19 protein-coding genes are annotated in these 19,780 nt (G+C 72.5%); 7 read left to right on the top strand and 12 right to left on the bottom strand.

The window, feature by feature from the left end:
- Positions 1–38: 38 nt before the first annotated feature.
- Together AC27L3_RS14590 and AC27L3_RS14595 are read right to left on the bottom strand one after the other, a co-directional pair.
- Positions 39–1,655 carry a M48 family metalloprotease gene (locus AC27L3_RS14590; protein WP_487234443.1) on the bottom strand — a complete coding sequence of 539 codons (1,617 nt, stop codon included), beginning with the start codon at positions 1,653–1,655 and terminating at the stop codon, positions 39–41.
- 221 nt (positions 1,656–1,876) lie between these two features.
- On the bottom strand, positions 1,877–2,956 hold the full coding sequence (locus AC27L3_RS14595) for a hypothetical protein (RefSeq protein ID WP_487234444.1): 1,080 nt from the start codon (positions 2,954–2,956) through the stop codon (positions 1,877–1,879).
- Positions 2,957–3,062: 106 nt separating this feature from the next.
- Here AC27L3_RS14595 and AC27L3_RS14600 point away from each other — a divergent pair, with 106 nt between their 5' ends.
- A complete protein-coding gene (locus AC27L3_RS14600; RefSeq protein WP_487234445.1) occupies positions 3,063–4,208 on the top strand; it encodes a cystathionine gamma-synthase in 1,146 nt (381 codons plus the stop codon).
- A gap of 62 nt (positions 4,209–4,270) precedes the next feature.
- Here the strand turns inward: AC27L3_RS14600 and AC27L3_RS14605 are convergent, their stop codons facing one another.
- The 3 genes from AC27L3_RS14605 to AC27L3_RS14615 are packed head-to-tail and all read right to left on the bottom strand — an operon-like array spanning position 4,271 to position 5,490.
- The gene (locus AC27L3_RS14605; RefSeq protein WP_487234446.1) at positions 4,271–4,513 is read right to left on the bottom strand and encodes a hypothetical protein; all 243 of its coding nucleotides are present in this window, start codon (positions 4,511–4,513) and stop codon (positions 4,271–4,273) included.
- On the bottom strand, positions 4,510–4,932 hold the full coding sequence (locus tag AC27L3_RS14610; RefSeq protein WP_487234447.1) for a sigma factor-like helix-turn-helix DNA-binding protein: 423 nt from the start codon (positions 4,930–4,932) through the stop codon (positions 4,510–4,512). The genes AC27L3_RS14605 and AC27L3_RS14610 overlap by 4 nt, the downstream gene beginning before the upstream one ends.
- A gap of 54 nt (positions 4,933–4,986) precedes the next feature.
- Complete coding sequence (locus AC27L3_RS14615) at positions 4,987–5,490, bottom strand: MarR family winged helix-turn-helix transcriptional regulator (protein WP_487234448.1); 504 nt, start codon at positions 5,488–5,490, stop codon at positions 4,987–4,989.
- Between the two features lie 347 nt (positions 5,491–5,837).
- Between AC27L3_RS14615 and AC27L3_RS14620 the strand changes: the two genes are divergently transcribed.
- Together AC27L3_RS14620 and AC27L3_RS14625 are read left to right on the top strand one after the other, a co-directional pair.
- Entirely contained in the window at positions 5,838–6,821 is a 984-nt protein-coding gene (locus tag AC27L3_RS14620) for an ATP-binding cassette domain-containing protein (RefSeq protein WP_487234449.1), read from the top strand.
- A complete protein-coding gene (locus tag AC27L3_RS14625; protein WP_487234450.1) occupies positions 6,818–7,678 on the top strand; it encodes an ABC transporter permease in 861 nt (286 codons plus the stop codon). Before AC27L3_RS14620 ends, AC27L3_RS14625 begins: the two co-directional genes overlap by 4 nt.
- Before the next feature lie 96 nt (positions 7,679–7,774).
- On the opposite strand, the gene greA is transcribed toward AC27L3_RS14625, so the two are convergent.
- Positions 7,775–8,272 carry a transcription elongation factor GreA gene (greA, locus tag AC27L3_RS14630; RefSeq protein WP_365966834.1) on the bottom strand — a complete coding sequence of 166 codons (498 nt, stop codon included), beginning with the start codon at positions 8,270–8,272 and terminating at the stop codon, positions 7,775–7,777.
- 211 nt (positions 8,273–8,483) lie between these two features.
- The gene (locus AC27L3_RS14635) at positions 8,484–8,900 is read right to left on the bottom strand and encodes a DUF4307 domain-containing protein (protein WP_487234451.1); all 417 of its coding nucleotides are present in this window, start codon (positions 8,898–8,900) and stop codon (positions 8,484–8,486) included.
- 123 nt (positions 8,901–9,023) lie between these two features.
- Here AC27L3_RS14635 and mca point away from each other — a divergent pair, with 123 nt between their 5' ends.
- The 3 genes from mca to AC27L3_RS14650 all read left to right on the top strand — a co-directional run bounded on the left by mca (position 9,024) and on the right by AC27L3_RS14650 (position 12,413).
- Positions 9,024–9,893: a mycothiol conjugate amidase Mca gene (gene mca / locus AC27L3_RS14640; RefSeq protein ID WP_487234452.1), complete on the top strand. Its 870-nt coding sequence runs from the start codon at positions 9,024–9,026 to the stop codon at positions 9,891–9,893.
- Positions 9,894–9,897: 4 nt separating this feature from the next.
- Positions 9,898–10,122 carry a hypothetical protein gene (locus tag AC27L3_RS14645; protein ID WP_487234453.1) on the top strand — a complete coding sequence of 75 codons (225 nt, stop codon included), beginning with the start codon at positions 9,898–9,900 and terminating at the stop codon, positions 10,120–10,122.
- A gap of 260 nt (positions 10,123–10,382) precedes the next feature.
- On the top strand, positions 10,383–12,413 hold the full coding sequence (locus AC27L3_RS14650; RefSeq protein ID WP_487234454.1) for a thioredoxin domain-containing protein: 2,031 nt from the start codon (positions 10,383–10,385) through the stop codon (positions 12,411–12,413).
- A gap of 147 nt (positions 12,414–12,560) precedes the next feature.
- On the opposite strand, the gene AC27L3_RS14655 is transcribed toward AC27L3_RS14650, so the two are convergent.
- Both AC27L3_RS14655 and trhA read right to left on the bottom strand, forming a co-directional pair.
- On the bottom strand, positions 12,561–13,202 hold the full coding sequence (locus tag AC27L3_RS14655) for a TetR/AcrR family transcriptional regulator (protein ID WP_487234455.1): 642 nt from the start codon (positions 13,200–13,202) through the stop codon (positions 12,561–12,563).
- 278 nt (positions 13,203–13,480) lie between these two features.
- Positions 13,481–14,233 (bottom strand): PAQR family membrane homeostasis protein TrhA, encoded by a 753-nt coding sequence (trhA, locus tag AC27L3_RS14660; protein ID WP_487234456.1) that lies wholly within the window; start codon positions 14,231–14,233, stop codon positions 13,481–13,483.
- 274 nt (positions 14,234–14,507) lie between these two features.
- Between trhA and AC27L3_RS14665 the strand changes: the two genes are divergently transcribed.
- On the top strand, positions 14,508–16,328 hold the full coding sequence (locus AC27L3_RS14665; RefSeq protein ID WP_487234457.1) for a phosphoenolpyruvate carboxykinase (GTP): 1,821 nt from the start codon (positions 14,508–14,510) through the stop codon (positions 16,326–16,328).
- Between the two features lie 82 nt (positions 16,329–16,410).
- On the opposite strand, the gene AC27L3_RS14670 is transcribed toward AC27L3_RS14665, so the two are convergent.
- The 3 genes from AC27L3_RS14670 to AC27L3_RS14680 all read right to left on the bottom strand — a co-directional run bounded on the left by AC27L3_RS14670 (position 16,411) and on the right by AC27L3_RS14680 (position 19,767).
- Positions 16,411–16,806 (bottom strand): SCO4983 family protein, encoded by a 396-nt coding sequence (locus AC27L3_RS14670; RefSeq protein WP_487234458.1) that lies wholly within the window; start codon positions 16,804–16,806, stop codon positions 16,411–16,413.
- A 66-nt stretch (positions 16,807–16,872) separates the two neighbouring features.
- The gene (locus tag AC27L3_RS14675) at positions 16,873–18,081 is read right to left on the bottom strand and encodes a pyridoxal phosphate-dependent aminotransferase (protein ID WP_487234459.1); all 1,209 of its coding nucleotides are present in this window, start codon (positions 18,079–18,081) and stop codon (positions 16,873–16,875) included.
- Between the two features lie 84 nt (positions 18,082–18,165).
- A complete protein-coding gene (locus AC27L3_RS14680) occupies positions 18,166–19,767 on the bottom strand; it encodes an N-acyl-D-amino-acid deacylase family protein (RefSeq protein ID WP_487234460.1) in 1,602 nt (533 codons plus the stop codon).
- Positions 19,768–19,780 lie beyond the last annotated feature (13 nt).

Here is a 19,780-nt window from a genome sequence, read left to right on the forward strand (position 1 = left end):
GTTCCGATCGGAGAAGAGTCAGAAAGCAGTCTGAACAGTCAGGAAACAGAGGGAGGGAGGAGCGCGCGCAGCGGCGCCGTGTCCGGTACGTCCGCCGTCGCGGCACGTACCGCCTCGGCCACGGGCTCGTCCACCGGGGTGCCGTCCGGCAGGAGCAGGGGTGCCGGGCCGGACCAGGACAGGTGCCAGCGGGCGCCGGACGTCTCGGTCAGGGCGAGTTCGGTGAGGGCGCACAGGCCCGTGTGCAGGGCCGGGCGGAGGAATTCGCGGGCGGCGCGGCCCGTCGCCCGGGCCGCCTCCGGCGACTTGGGCAGGCGGCCTGCGACCTCCCACAGGCGTCCGCCGTCGACGGCGTCGAGGAGGGCGGTCAGATCGGCGAGGGCGCTGCCGCCTGCCGTGCCGAGCGCGGTGCACAGGGCTTCGGCGGTGGCCTCGGTGCGGGTGTGCACGGTGCGGTGCACCAGCTCGGGCCAGTCCAGGCGGGTCATGGCCCGGGCCTCGGGGGTCAGGACGGCGTCCTCCAGGTCCGCCAAAACCCGCTCCGGTTCCCGCAGCAGCTCGAGTGCAGGTCGGGCGCCGGACGCCGCGGCGCGGCCGTCGTCGGGCAGCGCCTCGATCAGCTCGATGCGCAGGGCCACCGGTGGGTGGGTGTCGTACGGGGTGGGCTCCTGGTGCGGCGGTTCGGCGCGCAGGGCGGCCAGGTTCTCCTGGCGTCCGGGGTCGGCGAGCAGCCGGCGCAGACCGCCGAAGACCTCGCCGCGCGGCGGCAGGAGGCCGGCGCCGGTGCCGGCGGTGGCGTAGCGGCTCATGTAGAAGTCGTGGGCGGCGTCGAGGACGGCGGTCTCGCGCAGGGCCGCGGCGGTGGCGTCGCGGCCGGCGACGCGGGCGGCCAGGCGGTCGGCGGCGAGTTCCTGCCGGCGGCCGGTGCCGTGCGTGGCGCGCAGGTAGAACCGTGCGTACGCCAGGAAGGGCCGGCCCATCAGCCGGTAGGAGGCCCCGGCGTTGCCCGTGTCGATCTTCTTGGGCTTGCGGCCCTTGCCGAGGGCCTTGGCGGCGGCCTTCTCCTGGCGGGCACGTTCCTTGCCGACGCGCTTGTCCGCCTGTTCCCGGAAGGCGTCGACGGTGCGCAGCACGGTGTCGCGGCCGCGCAGGGTGAGGCCGGCCAGACGGGTGTCGGTGTTGCCGTAGTGGGCGAGCTCGTGGGCGACGACGGCGTGCAGCTGGGGCTCGGTCAGGCCGGTGAGCAGCGGGACGCCGAGGTAGAGGCGGCGGGGGCCGGGCAGCAGGCCGAGCAGCCGGGCGTCCTCGGTGACGCCGGCGTTGACGTCGCCGGTGAGGACGATCGTGTCGGGGGCGCGGGTGCCGGTGCGCTCGGCCAGGGAACGGACGGTGCGCCAGAGCTCCGGCTGCCCGGCGTCGGTGACGGGCAGTCCGGCGGGGTCCTCGACCCGGGGCGTACGCAGGACGAACACGCCGCGCAGGACGGGGACGGCGAGGACGACGGAGAGGAGGTACACCTTCACCGCGGCCGGGCCGGGGATCCACAGGGCCGCGGCGACGTCGGCGCCGGCGAGGACGCCGAGCAGGAGGAGGGCCAGCAGGTAGAAGCCGGCCAGGAGGACAAGTGCGCGCAGCGCACGCAGAGATGTGCCCACTGGGCGAAGACCCCCACAAGGGTGTGAAAAACGGATGTGGGGATCATATGTGCGACCGGGGCGGCGGTCCGGCGGTTTTCGCCCGCCGCCGAACCGCCGCCGAACCGCCGCCGACTGGCCGTCGAACCGTCGCCAACGGGCCGTCGAACCGCCGTCGAAAGGTGGTCGAAAGGCCGCCGAACCGCCGTCGAAAAGCCGCCCCGTCCGCGTGGGCGCCGGCGTCAGCCGCGCTGGGCGCCCGCCACCGCCATGGCGCGGAAGGCGGTGTACGCGGCGACCGGGTCCTGCTCGTACGTCCAGGGGATGGCGCCGATGTGGCCGTCGACCTTGCGCAGCTGCTCCAGTGCCTCGCCGTAGCGCTCGGCGCGGACCAGGAACCACGCCAGCAGGTGGCGGACGTGCGGCAGCACCGGGTGGTCCTGCGGGGCGTGCAGCACCGCGAAGTGCGCCGCCTCGATGGCGTCGGTGATCACCGCGCTCTGGAAGAGGCTGCGCACCAGCTGGACGTCGGGCAGGTGGTCGTGGACCGCGAACAGCGGCAGTGCCGGCAGCAGGCTGCCCTCGCCGGCGCCGGCGGCCGCGCGGCGGGCGAAGTCCTCGGCCCGGTCCTGGGAGCCGTGCCAGGAGGCGCTCCAGTAGCGCAGGGCCGCGAGGTGGGCGCCCATGTGGCCCGGGGCGCGCGAGACGACGGTCTCCCACAGGGACTGGAACTCCGCCTCGCTCGCCCCCAGGCCGCGGGCCACGTTCAGCGCGACGATGTGCGGCACGACGTCGTCGGGTGCCAGGCGGGTGGCCTCGGCGCACACCGTACGGGCCTCCTCCAGGATCATGCGGTAGTCCTGGGAGGAGGGGTTGCGCAGGGCCTGCTGCACCAGGAACTCCGCCTGCACCGCGGCGCCGCCGGCGTCCTCGGGGGCCACCACGCGCCAGTGCCGCAGCCACACGCCGCCCGTGCCCGGCGTCTCGGCCAGCTCCTGCGCCGCCGCGCCGGCCAGGGTCTGGACCCGCTGCCAGCGCAGCTCGTCGGCGCTGCCGGCGGGGGTGCGGGCGAGCAGGTCGGCCGCCGGCTTCCAGTCCTGGGTGCGCCGCGCCTCGCCCACGGCCGCCAGCAGCTCGTCGTCGGGGCCGGGCAGCCGCAGGTCCAGGCGCTCGGGCGGGACGAAGCCGTACGCGCCGTACGGGTCGACGGCCGCGCCGGCACCGGCCGCGGCGTCCTGCAGGGCCCGGCGGCGGCGCGCCGCCGGGACGACCAGGAACCCGCAGACGATCACGACGGCGAGCAGGATGAAAAGAAACTCCATGGGCCTTCCTGACGAAAGCGACGAGTGCGACGAGGCAGACACTGTTCATCCGCCTGCAACAAGTGAACAGGACCGTTCACGTGAACGGGGTACTACTCTCGGGACAATGAGCGACCAGCACAGCTTCGAGACCCTCGCCATCCACGCGGGGCAGGAGGCGGACCCCCTGACCGGGGCAGTCGTACCGCCCATCTACCAAGTGTCCACCTACAAGCAGGACGGCGTGGGCGGGCTGCGCGGCGGCTACGAGTACAGCCGCAGCGCGAACCCCACCCGTACCGCCCTGGAAGAGAACCTGGCGGCCCTGGAAGGCGGTGTGCGCGGCCTGGCCTTCGCCTCGGGCCTGGCCGCCGAGGACTGCCTGCTGCGCACCCTGCTGGCCCCCGGTGACCACGTGGTCATCCCGAACGACGCCTACGGCGGCACGTTCCGTCTCTTCGCCAAGGTCGTCGGCCGCTGGGGCGTGGAGTGGTCGGTCGCCGACACCTCCGACCCGGCGGCGGTGCGCGCGGCGATCCGCCCGCAGACCAAGGTGGTCTGGGTCGAGACGCCCTCCAACCCGCTGCTCGGCATCACCGACATCGCCGCGGTCGCGACCGTCGCCCACGAGGCCGGCGCCAAGCTGGTGGTCGACAACACCTTCGCCAGCCCCTACCTGCAGCAGCCGCTGTCGCTGGGCGCGGACGTGGTCGTGCACTCCACCACCAAGTACATGGGCGGCCACTCCGACGTCGTCGGCGGCGCCCTGGTGACGGCCGACGCCGGCCTCGGCGACGAGCTGGCCTTCCACCAGAACGCCATGGGCGCGGTGGCCGGGCCGTTCGACGCGTGGCTGACCCTGCGCGGCATCAAGACGCTCGCGGTGCGCATGGACCGGCACACGGCCAACGCCGAGCGCATCGTCCAGATGCTGGTCGCCCACCCCAAGGTGACCCAGGTCTACTACCCGGGCCTGCCCGAGCACCGGCTGCACGAGGTGGCCGCCAAGCAGATGCGCGCCTTCGGCGGCATGGTCTCCTTCCGCGTCGCCGGCGGCGAGGAGGCGGCGGTCGAGGTGTGCAACCGGGCGAAGCTCTTCACGCTCGGCGAGTCGCTGGGCGGCGTGGAGTCGCTCATCGAGCACCCGGGCCGCATGACGCACGCGTCGGTGGCGGGCTCCGCGCTGGAGGTCCCGGCGGACCTCGTGCGCGTCTCGGTCGGCATCGAGTCGGCCGACGACCTGGTGGCGGACCTCACCCAGGCGCTGGGGTAACGATTCCCCTCCCGGTCCTCCCCTTCGGGGGAGGACCGGCGCTTTTTACGGGTACGGCGTTCTCACGGGTACAGCCCGTCGGTCGCCTCCGGCGCCACCCATGGCTCGGCGACCGCCGCCCACAGTGCGAAGACCACCACGGCGGCCAGCAGCAGCGCCCAGCCCGCCGCGGCCAGGGCGCGCCTCCGGCGCAGCAGGCGCCGGCCCTCCTCGGCGGCCCGTGCCGCCAGCCCCGGCGGCACCGTCGGCCGCACCTGCCGCAGCAGCCGCAGGGCCTCGGCCTCCCGGCGGTCCGGGCCGTTCACCGGTCGACCAGCGTGCGCACCGCCCGCGCGCACAGTGTCCGTACCCGCTCGACGGGCAGCCCCAGCAGGGCCGCGACCTGCTCCTCGGCGACGTCCTCGGACAGCCGCAGCACCAGCACCAGCCGCTGCGGCGGGGGCAGCGGGCCGAGCAGGGCGCCGGGCACCCTGCCGTGGCGCCGGGCGGAGCGGGCGAAGGTCTCGACCAGCTCGGTGCGGGCGCGCTCGTAGGGGTCCTCGCCGCGCAACCGGTCCCAGGCGGCGTACGTACGGGCCAGGGCGGTCGTCAGCAGGCGTTCGGCCGTCGCGGGCTCCCCGGTGAGCAGCAGCGCGATGTGCAGCAGCCGGCCCCCCGCGCCCCCGACGAACGAGTCGAACTCCCGGGCGCGCAGGCGCTCGTGGTCGGCCCGCCGCTCTCGCACGCTCCCAGGACACGGCAGGCGCGCGGGACGGTCAAGGGCCCGGGCGCGATGCGGTCAGGAGGCGGGCGGCACCGGTGCGGGCTGCCCGAAGTGGATGTGGGACAGGGCGGTGTTGAAGCGCGTGAGCAGCGAGCAGAAGACGGCGCGCTCGTCCTCCGACCAGTCGGCGGTGACCAGGCCCATCAGCTCGCGCCGCGAGGTGCGCACCTCCTCCAGGCGGGCCTTGCCGCGCGGGGAGAGCTGCAGCACCACGGCCCGGCCGTCCTCGGGGTGCGACGTGCGCTTGACCAGGCCGGTGTCGACGAGCGGGGCCACCTGGCGGGTCACCGTGGAGGAGTCGATGCCCATGCCCCCGGCGAGCGCCTTGACGCCCATGGGGCCTTCCTGGTCGAGGCGGTTGAGCAGGAGGTAGGCGGCGCGGTCCATCGAGTTGTGGACCCGGCCGACGCCGCCGAGGCGCGTCTGTTCCGCGCGCCGGGCGAAGACGGCCACCTGGTGCTGGAGGGCATCGAGGACGCCGGGGGCGAGGTCGGTCGTCATGTCCTGAGAGGTGGGCATGGCCTGGGGCTCACTTCGTGCGGTGGGCAGGGGACGAGGTGCAAAGTGCAGGGGTATTGCTCGCAGAGAATGCCGACAGGGTACGCGGCCTGCGGGCTGCTTGTACCAGTGCTCCACAAACCGGTCGGTATGTATGTATGAGGCGCCCGGAAAGCCCGGGTTCGTCCACCCGGAACGCCGCATTCACCCAGGTACGGGGCCTGCCCGCGCGCAACGAACCGGCAACCGGTGCACAGGGAAATCGCGCACGGTATATGCGTCATATGCGGGGGGATGCATTCAGAGGGCGGAAAGGGGATGTCGAACGTAAAATCAACCATTACGTCACCCGAACGGGGAGAACACCCATGTCAGGTGCCATATATGCCGAAGGACTGGTCAAGTCCTTCGGCGACGTCAGGGCTCTGGACGGCGTCGACCTCGACGTTCCCGAAGGCACCGTGCTGGGTCTGCTCGGCCCCAACGGCGCCGGCAAGACCACCGCCGTCCGCGTCCTCACCACCCTCATCCGGCCCGACCGCGGACGGGCCGTGGTCGCCGGCATCGACGTCCTGAAGAAGCCCAACGAGGTCCGGCACGCCATCGGGCTGTCCGGCCAGTTCGCCGCCGTCGACGAGTACTTGACGGGGCGTGAGAACCTGCGGATGGTCGGGCAGCTCTACCAGCTGGGCGCCCGCGACGCCAAGGCGCGCGCCGTCGAGCTCCTGGAGCGCTTCCACCTCACCGACGCCGCCGACCGCCCCGCCCGCACCTACTCCGGCGGCATGCGCCGCCGCCTGGACCTGGCCGCCGCCCTCGTCGTCAGCCCGCCGGTGATGTTCATGGACGAGCCCACCACCGGCCTGGACCCGCGCAACCGCCAGCAGCTGTGGGAGGTCGTCCAGGAACTCGTCGCCGGCGGCACCACCCTGCTGCTGACCACGCAGTACCTGGAGGAGGCCGACCACCTCGCCCACGACATCTGCGTGATCGACCACGGCAGGGTCATCGCCCGCGGCACCTCCGACCAGCTCAAGGCCCGCACCGGCGGCGAACGCGTGGAGCTGGTGGTGCACGAGCCCGGCCACCTGGAGCCCGCGCTCGGCGTCGTCCGCGCCTTCGGCGAGGGCGAGCCCACCGTCGACCGGCACACCCGCAGGATCACCGTCCCGGTCTCCGGCGGCGCCCGGCTGCTCGCCGAGATCATCCGCGAACTGGACGCCCGCGCCATCGAGATCGACGACATCGGCCTGCGCCGCCCGACCCTGGACGACGTGTTCATCTCGCTCACCGGGCACGCGGCGGAGGAGATCGCGGAGGCCCCCGCACCGCGCCAGGAGGCGGCACGATGAGCACCACCGGCACCGCCCTCGCCCGCCGGCCGGCCCCCGTGGGCCGCGGCGGCCCCCTCGGATCCGTGCGCGACTCCCTGGTCGTCGCCCGCCGCAACCTCATCCGCATGCTGCGGATCCCCGAGGTCGTGGTCTTCGGCCTCGTCCAACCGATCATGTTCGTCGTGCTGTTCAGCTACGTCTTCGGCGGCTCGATCGCGGTCGGCGGCAGCACGGATCCGGGCACCTACCGCGAGTACCTGATGGCGGGCATCTTCGCCCAGACCGTCACCTTCGCCACCGCCGGCGCCGGCGCGGGCATCGCCGACGACATGCACAAGGGCCTCATCGACCGCTTCCGCTCCCTGCCCATGGCCCGCGGCGCCGTCCTGACCGGCCGCACCCTGGCCGACCTGGTGCAGACCGCGCTGACCCTCGTCGTCCTGGCGATCGTCGCGCTGATCGTCGGCTGGCGCATCCACGAAGGCATCCTGCGGGCGCTGGCCGGCTTCGGGCTGCTGCTCCTGCTCGGCTACGCCTTCTCCTGGATCGGCGCGCTGATCGGCCTGTCCGTGCGCACCCCGGAGGCGGCCACCTCCGGCGGCCTGATCTGGCTCTTCCCGCTGACCTTCATCTCCAACGCCTTCGTCCCGGCGGACAACATGCCCACCGTGCTGCGGACCATCGCCGAGTGGAACCCCTTCAGCGCCACCGTGCAGGCGGCGCGGGAGCTGTTCGGCAACCTGCCGCCGGGCTACCGCGCGCCCGATGCGTGGCCCATGCAGCACCCGGTGTGGGCGTCGCTGCTGTGGTCGGTGCTGATCGTCGTGGTCTTCCGGACGCTGGCGGTGCGCAAGTACCGCTCGGCGACGGGGTGAGGGACGGCCTCGGCGAAGACGGCATGAGACATGCCAAAGGCCCCGGCCGCTCCCGAGGGAGCGACCGGGGCCCGGCGCGCAGTGCTGCGCGGTGGCTCAGCCCTGGTACGGCTTGGCGTCGAGGATGCGCACGGCGGCCTTCTTGCCGTTCGGCAGCTCGTACACGGCGTCCTCGCCGATCTTCTTGCCGTTCACGCCCGTGCCCAGGGGGGACTGGGGCGAGTAGGTCTCGATGTCCGAGCTGGCGTACTCACGGGAGGCCAGCAGGAACTGCAGGGTGTCGTCCGGGTCGCCGTCGAAGGCGATCGTGACGACCATGCCGGGGGCGACCACACCGTCGGCCGCAGGGGCCTCGCCGACCTTGGCGGACTCGAGCAGCTGCGTCAGCTGGCGCACGCGGAGCTCCTGCTTGCCCTGCTCCTCCTTGGCCGCGTGGTAACCGCCGTTCTCTCGCAGGTCACCTTCCTCGCGGGCCGCCGCGATCTTTGCGGCGATCTCGGTGCGAGCGGGACCAGACAGGTACTCCAGCTCGGCCTTGAGCTGGTCGTACGCCTCCTGAGTCAGCCAGGTGACGTTGTCGCTGGTCTGGGTCACAGGTGCTCCTCGTCGGTACTGGGGGAATGCCGGGTGTACATGTCGATACAAATGAACGCCCTACTCAGAAGGGTGCACCTTCAAAGCGGGGCGAAACCACGAGCCTAACAATTACGTCCGGAAAGGGGGAAGGAGTAAGCGGGGCGAACGCCGCAAGAATCGCGTCAATGCAGGTCAGCGGCCGTGACCCGGAGTACGCGCCGGGCCGGTGTCACCGGGTGCGGCCGGAGGCGGTGCGGCAGCCCTCCAGCTGCGTGGCCGCCGCGTGCTCCGTGGTGCGGAACGTGACCCGCTCGGTGTAGTTCTCCGCACGGCGGTCGAAGGTCACGTCCTTGCGGCCGACCTCCCTGCCGTCCGCGCCCAGGGAGTACAGGGTGCACACGCCCACCGCGTCCGCGTCCTTGCGGACCTCCACCACGACCTGGACCGAGGTGTCCGAAATCGTCTGCGAACGCAGCAGCTGGCCCGTGACGTCCGACTTCGTGACGTAATGCACACCGGCCCAGCCGACGAAACCGACCAGCGCGGCGCCCAGCACCCAGGCGGCGATCCTCAGCTTGCGGTCGGCCCGCTCGTCCGCCGACCGGCCGTAGCGCCCGGCGGGCGGCGCGTCGTGCTCCGCTGCCATGATCGTTCCCTCCTGGGCGCCGGTTGATGAACGCGGAATGAAACGGTGCCCGCTTCGGTCACTATAGGAGGCGCCCCGCATGTCCATGGGAGGGGCCATGAACCAGTGACTGAGGATCGAGCCTTGACTGAGCAGCTGCGAATGATGGCCGTTCACGCCCACCCCGACGACGAGTCGAGCAAGGGCGCGGCCACGATGGCCAAGTACGTGTCCGAGGGGGTGGACGTGCTGGTCGTCACCTGCACGGGTGGGGAGCGCGGCTCCATCCTCAACCCCAAGCTCCAGGGCGACCCCTACATCGAGGCGAACATCCACGAGGTGCGGGCCAAGGAGATGGCCGAGGCCCGCGACATCCTGGGCGTGAAGCAGGAGTGGCTGGGCTTCGTCGACTCCGGCCTGCCCGAGGGCGACCCGCTGCCCCCGCTGCCGGAGGGCTGCTTCGCCCTCCAGGACGTCGAGGAGGCCGCCGGCCGCCTGGTGAAGATGATCCGCCGGTTCCGCCCGCACGTGATCACCACGTACGACGAGAACGGCGGCTACCCGCACCCCGACCACATCATGACCCACAAGATCTCGATGGTGGCGTTCGAGGCCGCGGGCGACCCCGAGCGCTACCCCGAGGCCGGCGAGCCCTGGCAGCCGCAGAAGCTCTACTACAACCAGGGCTTCAACCGGCAGCGCACCCAGGCCCTGCACGACGCGCTGATCGAGCGCGGCATGGAGTCGCCCTACGGCGAGTGGCTGGAGCGCTGGCACACCATGGGCCGCGACCGCACGCTGACCACCTTCGTGCCCTGCGGCGACTTCTTCGAGATCCGCGACAAGGCCCTGATCGCCCACGCCACCCAGATCGACCCCGACGGCGGCTGGTTCCGGGTGCCGCTGGACCTCCAGCGCGAGGTCTGGCCCACCGAGGAGTACGAGCTCGCGAAGTCCCTCGTGGACACTTCCCTCCCCGAGGACGACCTCTTCGCGGGCATCCGCAACAATTGACACCATGATGAGCGCGACCGCCTCCCTCGCCGCCACGCTGCCGCTCGCCGCCCAGGACCTCGACCAGGACAAGGTCACCCCGGGTGTGCTCGGCTTCATCGTCTTCGCCGTCATCGGCGGAGCCGTCTGGCTGCTGATGAAGAGCATGAACAAGCACATGAAGCGCGTGGACTTCGAGGAGGCGCCGGAGCCCACCGCCTCCGGCGAGACCGGCAAGACCGCGGCCTAGCGCCTGGTCCGGCGGATCTTCGTCGGGGTGCACCACGGTGCCCCGTAAGGGGCGCGGGGAACTGCGCGACAAGCCACGACGCGCCCGCAGACGGGGCGCCGTGTCGCGCCCACGCGGCGGCAGCCGCAGATCGGCACAGCCCCGCGCCCCTACGGGGCGCCGGGCGCCGCCCGCCGGGCCGCCGCCCGTACGGCCGACGCATCGGCCGTACGGCGAGGCGGCGGCCGACGGGCGGCGTCGGCGTGCGCAAGGATGGGCCCATGCCCAACCGCCTCGCGCACGAGACCTCCCCCTACCTCCTCCAGCACGCGGACAACCCCGTCGACTGGTGGCCCTGGTCGCCCGACGCGTTCGCCGAGGCGCGCCGGCGCGACGTGCCCGTCTTCCTCAGCGTCGGGTACAGCTCGTGCCACTGGTGCCACGTCCTCGCCCACGAGAGCTTCGAGGACGAGGCCACCGCCGCCTTCATGAACGAGCACTTCGTCTCGGTGAAGGTCGACCGGGAGGAGCGGCCCGACATCGACGCCGTGTACATGGAGGCGGTCCAGGCCGCCACCGGGCAGGGCGGCTGGCCGATGTCGGTCTTCATGACGCCCGACGGCGAGCCCTTCTACTTCGGCACCTACTTCCCGCCCGCCCCGCGCCACGGCATGCCCTCCTTCCGGCAGGTCCTCGAAGGCGTCCGGGCCGCCTGGCAGGACCGGCGCGAGGAAGTGGGCGAGGTCGCGCAGCGGATCGTGCGCGACCTCTCCGAGCGCTCCCTCGCCGTGGACACCACCCGTCCGCCCGGCCCCGACGACCTGCACGCCGCCCTCATGGGCCTCACCCGCGACTTCGACGCGTCCCACGGCGGCTTCGGCGGCGCCCCCAAGTTCCCGCCCTCCATGACGCTGGAGTTCCTGCTGCGCCACCACGCGCGCACCGGGTCCCCGGGCGCCCTGGAGATGGCCGCCGCCACCTGCGAGGCCATGGCCCGTGGTGGCATCTACGACCAGCTCGGCGGCGGCTTCTCCCGCTACTCCGTCGACGCCACCTGGACCGTCCCGCACTTCGAGAAGATGCTCTACGACAACGCCCTGCTGTGCCGGGCGTACGCCCACCTGTGGCGGGCCACCGGCTCGGAGCTCGCGCGGCGGGTCGCCCTGGAGACGGCCGACTTCCTGGTGCGCGAGCTGCGCACCGACGAGGGCGGCTTCGCCTCCGCACTCGACGCCGACAGCGACGACGGCTCGGGGCACCACCGCGAGGGCGCGTACTACGTGTGGACCCCGCAGCAGCTGAGCGAGGCCCTCGGCGAACAGGACGCGGCGCTCGCGGCCGAGCACTTCGGCGTCACCGAGGAGGGCACCTTCGAGGAGGGCGCCTCCGTGCTGCGCCTGCCCGACACCGAGCAGCTCCTCGACGCCGGACGGCTCGCCTCCGTACGGCAGCGGCTGCTGGCCGCCCGCGACCGGCGGCCCCGGCCCGGGCGCGACGACAAGATCGTGGCGGCCTGGAACGGCCTGACCATCGCGGCACTCGCCGAGACCGGCGCCTACTTCGACCGCCCGGACCTCGTCGAGGCCGCCACCGACGCCGCCGACCTGCTGGTGCGCGTCCACATGGACTGGAACGGGCGGCTCGCCCGCACCTCCCTCGCCGGCACCGCCGGCCGGAACGCGGGCGTCCTGGAGGACTACGCCGACGTCGCCGAAGGCTTCCTCGCCCTGGCGGCCGTGACCGGCGAGGGCGTGTGGACGGAGTTCGCCGGGCTGCTCCTCGACACCGTGCTCACCCACTTCACCGCCGCCGACGGCACCTTCCACGACACCGCCGACGACGCCGAGACCCTCATCCGCCGGCCCCAGGACCCCACCGACAACGCGGCACCCTCCGGCTGGACCGCGGCCGCCGGCGCCCTGCTGACGTACGCCGCCGTCACCGGCACCGCGGCACACCGCGAGGCGGCGGAGAAGGCCCTCGGCGTCGTGCGCACCCTCGCCGGCCGCGCCCCGCGCTTCATCAGCTGGGGCCTGGCGGTCGCCGAGGCGCTCCTCGACGGGCCGCGCGAGGTGGCCGTCGTCGGTCCCCCGGACGACCCGGCCACCCGTGAACTGCACCGCACGGCTCTGCTGTCGACCGCACCCGGCCTGGTCGTGGCCGCCGGTGCGCCGGACGCCGACGAGGTACCGCTGCTGGCCGGCCGCCCCCTGCTCGACGGTCGCCCGGCGGCGTACGTGTGCCGCAACTTCACCTGCGACGCGCCGACGGCGGACCCGAAGGTCCTGGAGGGCCTGCTGAGCCGCGCGTAGCCGTGTGCGCGGGTGCGGGTCCGCCGTGGCTTGTCGCGCAGTTCCCCGCGCCCCTGAGGGGGCGCCCCCTCAGGGGCGCGGGGCGTTGTCGATGTGCGGCTGCCGCCGCGTGGGCGCAACAAGCCACGACGGACCCGCCGCCCCGGCTCACAGCCGCAGGCCGGCCGCCAGGAGGCGCAACGCGCGGTCGGCCAGCGGGAGCAGGTCCGCGTCGGTGCCCTCACGGCCCCGCTCGATCCAGTGCATCATCGTCTCCTGCAGCGCCCCCAGCACGGCCGCGACCACCACGCGCAGCTCCAGGTCGTCGGCGGGGCGCCCGGTGCGCTCGGCGAGGACGGTGCACAGCGCGCGGCTCGACTCCGCCAGGCACTCGGCCGTCCGGCCGCGCAGCGCCGGCACCTCGTGCACGAGGGCGGTGCGCCGGCGCAGTTCGGCGGGGTCGTGTTCCACGATGTGGCCCAGGACGTCCAGCACGGCCCGGTGCACGGACTCCAGGGGCGGCTCGCCGGCCGGCCGTGCCCGTACGGCGGCGGCCAGCATCTCGTCGTACTCGTCGGTGAGCACGATGTCTTCCTTGGTGGGGAAGTAGCGGAAGACGGTGCTGGGGGAGACGTCCGCGGCCTCGGCGATCCGGTCCACGGGCGTGGCGTCGTACCCGTGCTCGGCGAAGAGCCGGTAGGCGGCCCGGCGGATCGCCTGCCGGGTCCGGATCTTCTTGCGCTCGCGCAGGCCGAGCCGGGGCACGGTGGTGCCGCGCGGCACAGCGGGGGAGGTCTGTGCAGAGGCCATGCAGGCATTCTCGCCGGGCCGCCGCATTGACGGGACCCTGATTGTCAGTGGTGCATGTGACCCTGAGTACGGGGCAGGTGAACGGTCGGTTCGACCGGAGGGGGTTCGTCGTGTTCTTGGGTGCTTTGGTGGTGGCCGTGCTGTGCGTCGCGGGCTTCGTGCTCGGCGGCGAGGCGGCCGTGCTCGTCGTGGTGGTGGCTGGTGTCGGCGGCCTGGCATGGCGCGTGGCCGCGGCCTCCAGGCCGCGGCCACTGCGCGGGAGGGCTTCCCGCCTGCCGTCACGCGTGCGAATAGGCCACCAGGGAGATGCCGACGTAGTGCGTGATGAACGCGGCCAGCGTCAGCGAGTGGAAGACCTCGTGGAAACCGAACCACCGCGGTGACGGGTTGGGGCGCTTGATCCCGTAGATGACGCCGCCCGCGGAGTAGAGCAGGCCGCCGACGATCACCAGGACGAGCACGGCGATGCCGCCCTTGCGCAGGAAGTCCGGGAGGAGGAAGACGGCGGCCCAGCCCATCGCGATGTAGCAGGGGGTGTACAGCCAGCGGGGCGCGCCGACCCAGAAGACACGGAAGGCTATGCCGGCGAGGGCGGCGGCCCACACGGCCCACAGCAGCAGCTGCCCCCGGCTGCCGGGGATCAGCAGCATGGTCAGCGGGGTGTAGGTGCCGGCGATGATCAGGAAGATGTTCGCGTGGTCGAGGCGGCGCAGCACGGCCGTCGCCCGCGGGCTCCAGTTGCCGCGGTGGTACAGCGCGCTGATGCCGAAGAGCAGACAGGCACTCAGCACGTAGACCGCGCAGGCGATCCGGCCGCGGGTGCTGTCGGCGAGCGCGGTGAGGAAGACGCCGGAGACCAGCACCGCGGGGAACATGCCCGCGTGCAGCCAGCCGCGCAGCCGGGGTTTGACCGGCGCGGAGGCGCTGTCGTCGGCGGCGGGGGCGGTGATCGGTGCGGTGATCGGTGCGGCGGTGGCCGCCCCGGCGGAAGCGGAGTGCGCGGGCAGCGCTGCGTCGGGCGCGGAAGTCATGGCGGTCATGCTACCTACGCCACCGTAGGTTACGGATCAGTACCGGGTGGCGATGGTCACCCGGGCGCCCCCTGGACAGATCGGATGAGAGGTCGGATGATCAAATGAGTGCGGGCGGCACCGGATGAGCGAACACGAGAGCGTCTGGGTCGCAGCCCCCAAGGGGCAACACAAGTGCAAAGGCGGACCCGGACGTCCCTGGCTGACGACGAGGGCCCGCGACCACCCTCAACATCTGACGCCGGGCAGCGGGTTCCGGCGGAACGGAGTGATCGTGGCGCGCAGCAGTGCGGCTCCCACCACACCCACCAACCACCAGGAGCTCATCGCCTGGGTCGACGAGATCGCCGCTCTCACCCAGCCCGACCGCATCGTGTGGTGCGACGGATCCGAGGCGGAGTACGAGCGGCTGTGCGAGGAGCTCGTCGCCAAGGGCACCTTCCGCAAGCTCGACCCGGTCAAGCGCCCCAACTCCTACTACGCCGCCTCCGACCCCACGGACGTGGCGCGCGTCGAGGACCGCACCTTCATCTGCTCCGAGAAGGAGGAGGACGCGGGCCCCACCAACCACTGGAAGGCCCCCGCCGAGATGCGGGAGATCTTCGCGGGTGAGCAGGGCATCTTCCGCGGCTCCATGCGCGGCCGCACCATGTACGTCGTCCCCTTCTGCATGGGCCCGCTCGGCTCGCCGCTCTCCGCCATCGGCGTCGAGATCACCGACTCCGCCTACGTCGCCGTCTCGATGCGCACCATGACCCGCATGGGGCAGCCCGTCCTCGACGAGCTCGGCGACGACGGCTTCTTCGTCAAGGCCGTCCACACCCTCGGCGCACCGCTCGCCGAGGGCGAGGCGGACGTGCCCTGGCCGTGCAACTCCACCAAGTACATCTCGCACTTCCCCGAGGACCGCGAGATCTGGTCCTACGGCTCCGGCTACGGCGGCAACGCCCTGCTCGGCAAGAAGTGCTACGCGCTGCGCATCGCCTCCGTCATGGCCCGCGACGAGGGCTGGCTCGCCGAGCACATGCTCATCCTCAAGCTCACGCCGCCCACCGGCGAGGCCAAGTACGTCGCCGCCGCCTTCCCGTCCGCGTGCGGCAAGACCAACCTCGCCATGCTGGAGCCCACCGTCTCCGGCTGGACGGTGGAGACCATCGGCGACGACATCGCCTGGATGCGCTTCGGCGAGGACGGCCGCCTCTACGCCATCAACCCCGAGGCCGGCTTCTTCGGCGTCGCCCCCGGCACCGGCGAGCACACCAACGCCAACGCCATGAAGACGCTGTGGGGCAACGCCGTCTTCACCAACGTCGCCCTCACCGACGACGGCGACGTGTGGTGGGAGGGGATGACCGAGGAGACCCCCGCCCACCTGACCGACTGGAAGGGCAACGACTGGACGCCGGCCTCCGGCACCCCGGCCGCCCACCCCAACGCCCGCTTCACCGTCCCCGCCTCGCAGTGCCCGATCATCGCCCCCGAGTGGGAGGACCCCAAGGGCGTCCCGATCTCCGCGATCCTCTTCGGCGGCCGCCGGGCCAGCGCCGTTCCGCTGGTGACCGAGTCCTTCGACTGGCAGCACGGCGTCTTCCTCGGCGCCAACGTCGCCTCCGAGAAGACCGCCGCCGCCGAGGGCAAGGTCGGCGAGCTGCGCCGCGACCCCTTCGCCATGCTGCCGTTCTGCGGCTACAACATGGGTGACTACATGGGCCACTGGGTCCGCACGGGCCAGGGCCGCGACGAGGCGAAGCTGCCCAAGATCTACTACGTCAACTGGTTCCGCAAGGACGCCGACGGCCGCTTCGTGTGGCCCGGCTTCGGCGAGAACAGCCGCGTGCTGAAGTGGATCGTCGAGCGCCTCGACGGCAAGGCGGACGGCGTCGAGACGCCCATCGGCATCCTGCCGACGAAGGAGGCCCTCGACACCGACGGTCTCGACATCGCCGACGCCGACCTCGACCTGCTGCTCACCGTCGACCGCGAGGTCTGGCGCGAGGAGGCGGCGCTGGTGCCCCAGCACCTGGAGACCTTCGGCGACCACACGCCGAAGGAGCTGTGGGACGAGTACCGCGCCCTCGTGCAGCGCCTGGGCTGATCCCGCCCGCCCCGCCCGCCCCGCCCGCCCCGCCCGCTCCGGCAGCGGCCGGGGCGGGCGCGCGTATGCCCCCTCGTTGCCCCTAGGAGTGGCGCATCTCCTGGACGCCCAGGGCGTCCGCGTGGGCGTGCAGGCGGTCGGCCGCCAGGGTCGTGGCGCGGGCGTCCGCGCGCTGGGTGGCGACGACCAGGGCCTGGCCCGCCAGCATGTGGGCGCGCTGGTGCAGTGCCGACCGCGTGGCCAGGCCCGCCGTCGGCTCGGCCCGCAGGGGGCGGTGGTCGCTCAGCCGCTCGATCTCCGCGGCCAGCCGGGCCGCCGCCTCGTCCAGCGCCGGTGACGGCTCCAGGGCGCGCAGCTCGTCGGTCACCGTGAGCAGGGCGGTGAAGTGGCCGGCCAGGCGATTGTCCAGTTCTTCCGCGCGGCTGCGGTGGGGCCCGTGCGCGCGGACCGCGTGCCTGGTGCGGGTCGGCTCGTACATGGATGGCCTCCTGAACTACTTCTGAAAGCCATCCTAACTTAGACAGCGTCTAAACTGGCGTCCGCGTCATTGTCCGTAGCCGTCGAGGAAGTTCCCGATCCGGGTCACCGCGTCCGCCAGATCCTTGGCGTTCGGCAGGGTGACCAGGCGGAAGTGGTCCGGCTCCGGCCAGTTGAAGCCCGTCCCGTGCACGACCATGATCTTCTCGGCCCGCAGCAGGTCCAGCACCATCTGCCGGTCGTCCTTGATCTTGTAGACCTTGGGGTCCAGCCGCGGGAAGGCGTACAGCGCACCCTTCGGCTTCACGCACGTCACACCCGGGATCTGCGTCAGCAGCTCGTGCGCGACGTCGCGCTGCTCCAGCAGCCGGCCGCCCGGCAGCACCAGGTCGTTGATCGTCTGCCGGCCGCCGAGGGCCGTGGCCACCGCGTACTGAGCGGGCATGTTGGCGCACAGCCGCATGTTCGCCAGGATCGTCAGACCCTCGATGTAGCTGTCGGCGTGGGCCTTCGGGCCGCAGACCGCCAACCAGCCGCTGCGGTAGCCGGCGACCCGGTACGCCTTGGACAGGCCGTTGAAGGTCAGCGTCAGCAGGTCGGGGGCGAGGGCGGCGGTCGGCGTGTGCGTGACGCCGTCGTAGAGGATCTTGTCGTAGATCTCGTCGGAGCAGACGATGAGGTTGTGGCGGCGGGCGATCTCCGTCAGCCCGCGCAGCATCTCGTCGTCGTAGACCGCGCCCGTGGGGTTGTTGGGGTTGATGATGACCAGCGCCTTGGTGCGGTCGGTCACCTTGCTCTCGATGTCGGCCAGGTCCGGCATCCAGTCCGCCTGCTCGTCGCAGCGGTAGTGCACGGCCTTGCCGCCGGCCAGCGACACCGATGCCGTCCACAGCGGGTAGTCCGGGGCCGGGACCAGCACCTCGTCGCCGTCGTCCAGCAGTGCCTGCATCGACATCTGGATCAGCTCGGAGACGCCGTTGCCGAGGTAGACGTCCTCGACGGTCAGCTCGATGCCCTTGGTCTCGTAGTGCTGCACGACCGCGCGCCGCGCGGCGAGCAGACCCTTGGCGTCGCCGTACCCGTGGGCGCTGCCGACGTTGCGCAGCATGTCCTCGAGGATCTCCGGCGGGCACTCGAAGCCGAAGATCGCCGGGTTGCCGGTGTTCAGCTTGAGGATGCGGTGACCTGCTGCTTCCAGCCGCATGGCCTCCTCGAGCACCGGGCCACGGATTTCGTAGCAGACGTTGGCGAGCTTGCTTGACTGGATCACCTGCATGACGGCCACCATACGGGCCCGCCGCCCGGGTCGCCCGCGCTTTCTCCTGCGACTTTCGCCCCACGCACCTCACCCGCGGAGGCGTCAGCTCCGGGTCCGGGGATGCCGCACCGCACGGCCCGCGAGGACGTTCGTCCGGCGGCCGTCTTCCATCACAAAGCGTCCCGCAATCAGGACATAAGGAATGCCGGTCGGAAGCGTCCGCGGGGCTTCGAAAGTGGCACCGGCGGCCACGGTCCCCGGATCGAAGAGAACGAGATCCGCGCGGTGTCCCTCCCGTACGACACCCCGGTCCGCCAGCCCCAGCCGGGCCGCCGGACGGGACGTGAGATGCGCCACGCACTCCTGCAGCGAGAGGACGCCCAGCTCACGGACGTAGTGGCCGAGGTAGTGCGGAAAGGTGCCATAGGCGCGCGGGTGCGGCTTCACGCCGTGCAGGATGCCGTCGCTGCCGCCGGTGTGCACGCGGTGCCGCATGATCGTACGGACGTTCCCCTCGTCGCCCACGTGATGCAGGATCGTCGGCCCCAGGCGGTCGTCGATCAGCAGCCGCCGGACGAAGGCCCACGGCTCCTGCCCGGTCGCCCGGGCCGCACCGGCGACCGTCCTGCCCGCGTACCGCGCGTGGCGGGCGTCCGTCACACCCGAGATCTCGACCGTCCCCCAGTCCACGGGCAGCCCGTGGCAGCCGTCCGACCCCGACACCTCCAGGGCGTAGCGGATCCGGGCCGCCGTCCCCTCGTCGCGCAACCGCGCCACCACCGCCTCCGGGCCGCCGGCACCCGCCCAGCCGGGGAGGAGGGAGGCGAGCGTCGTGCAGCCGGGCGTGTACGGATAGGTGTCGAGCGAGACGTCCACGCCGTCCGCGAGGGCCGAGTCGATCAGGGCGAGGAGCTCGGGGGCGCGGCCGGCGTTGACGGGGAAGTTCATCACCGCGTGCGCCAGGTGGAGCGGACACCCGGCCTCCCGGGCGACGGCCAGCGTCCGCGCGTACGCGGTGAGCGCGCCGGCACCGTACGACCGGTGGTGCGGGCAGTAGTAGCCGCCGTACGCCGCCACGACGCGGCACAACTCGACGAGCTCCGCGTCGTCGGCGTACATGCCCGGCACGTACGTCAGCCCGGCCGACAGGCCCATCGCGCCCTGCGCCATGCCGCGGGCGACCAGATGCTTCATCCGGGCCAGTTCGGCGGGCGAGGCGGGACGGTCCTCCCAGCCCACGACGAGAGCCCGCAGGGTGCCGTGCGGCAGGAGATAGGCGGCGTCGACGGCGATGCCGCGGTCCAGGCGGGCCAGGTAGGCGCCGACGCTGGGCCAGCCGGCGTGCGTGCCGTCGCCGTTCCAGCCGGCGATCCGGGTGCGGATGCCGTCCGCGACGGCCTCGTCGACCGGGGCGTACGACAGGCCGTCCTGGCCGAGGACCTCCAGGGTCACGCCCTGGGCGACCTTCGCCACGTGGCCGGGGTCGGCGAGGAGGGCCAGGTCGCTGTGGGCGTGCATGTCGATGAAGCCCGGGGCCAGGGCGAGGCCGGTGGCGTCGACGATGCGGCGGGCGGAGGGGCGGGGGCCGGTGCCGGGGCGACGGACCTCGGCGATCCGGCCCCGGCTGATGCCGACGTCGGCGGGGTAGGGGGCGGTGCGGCCGGTGCCGTCGACGACGAGGGCGTTGCGTATGACGGTGTCCACGGGAGGGGTTGTT

The organism is Streptomyces sp. PKA51, from assembly GCF_057552455.1.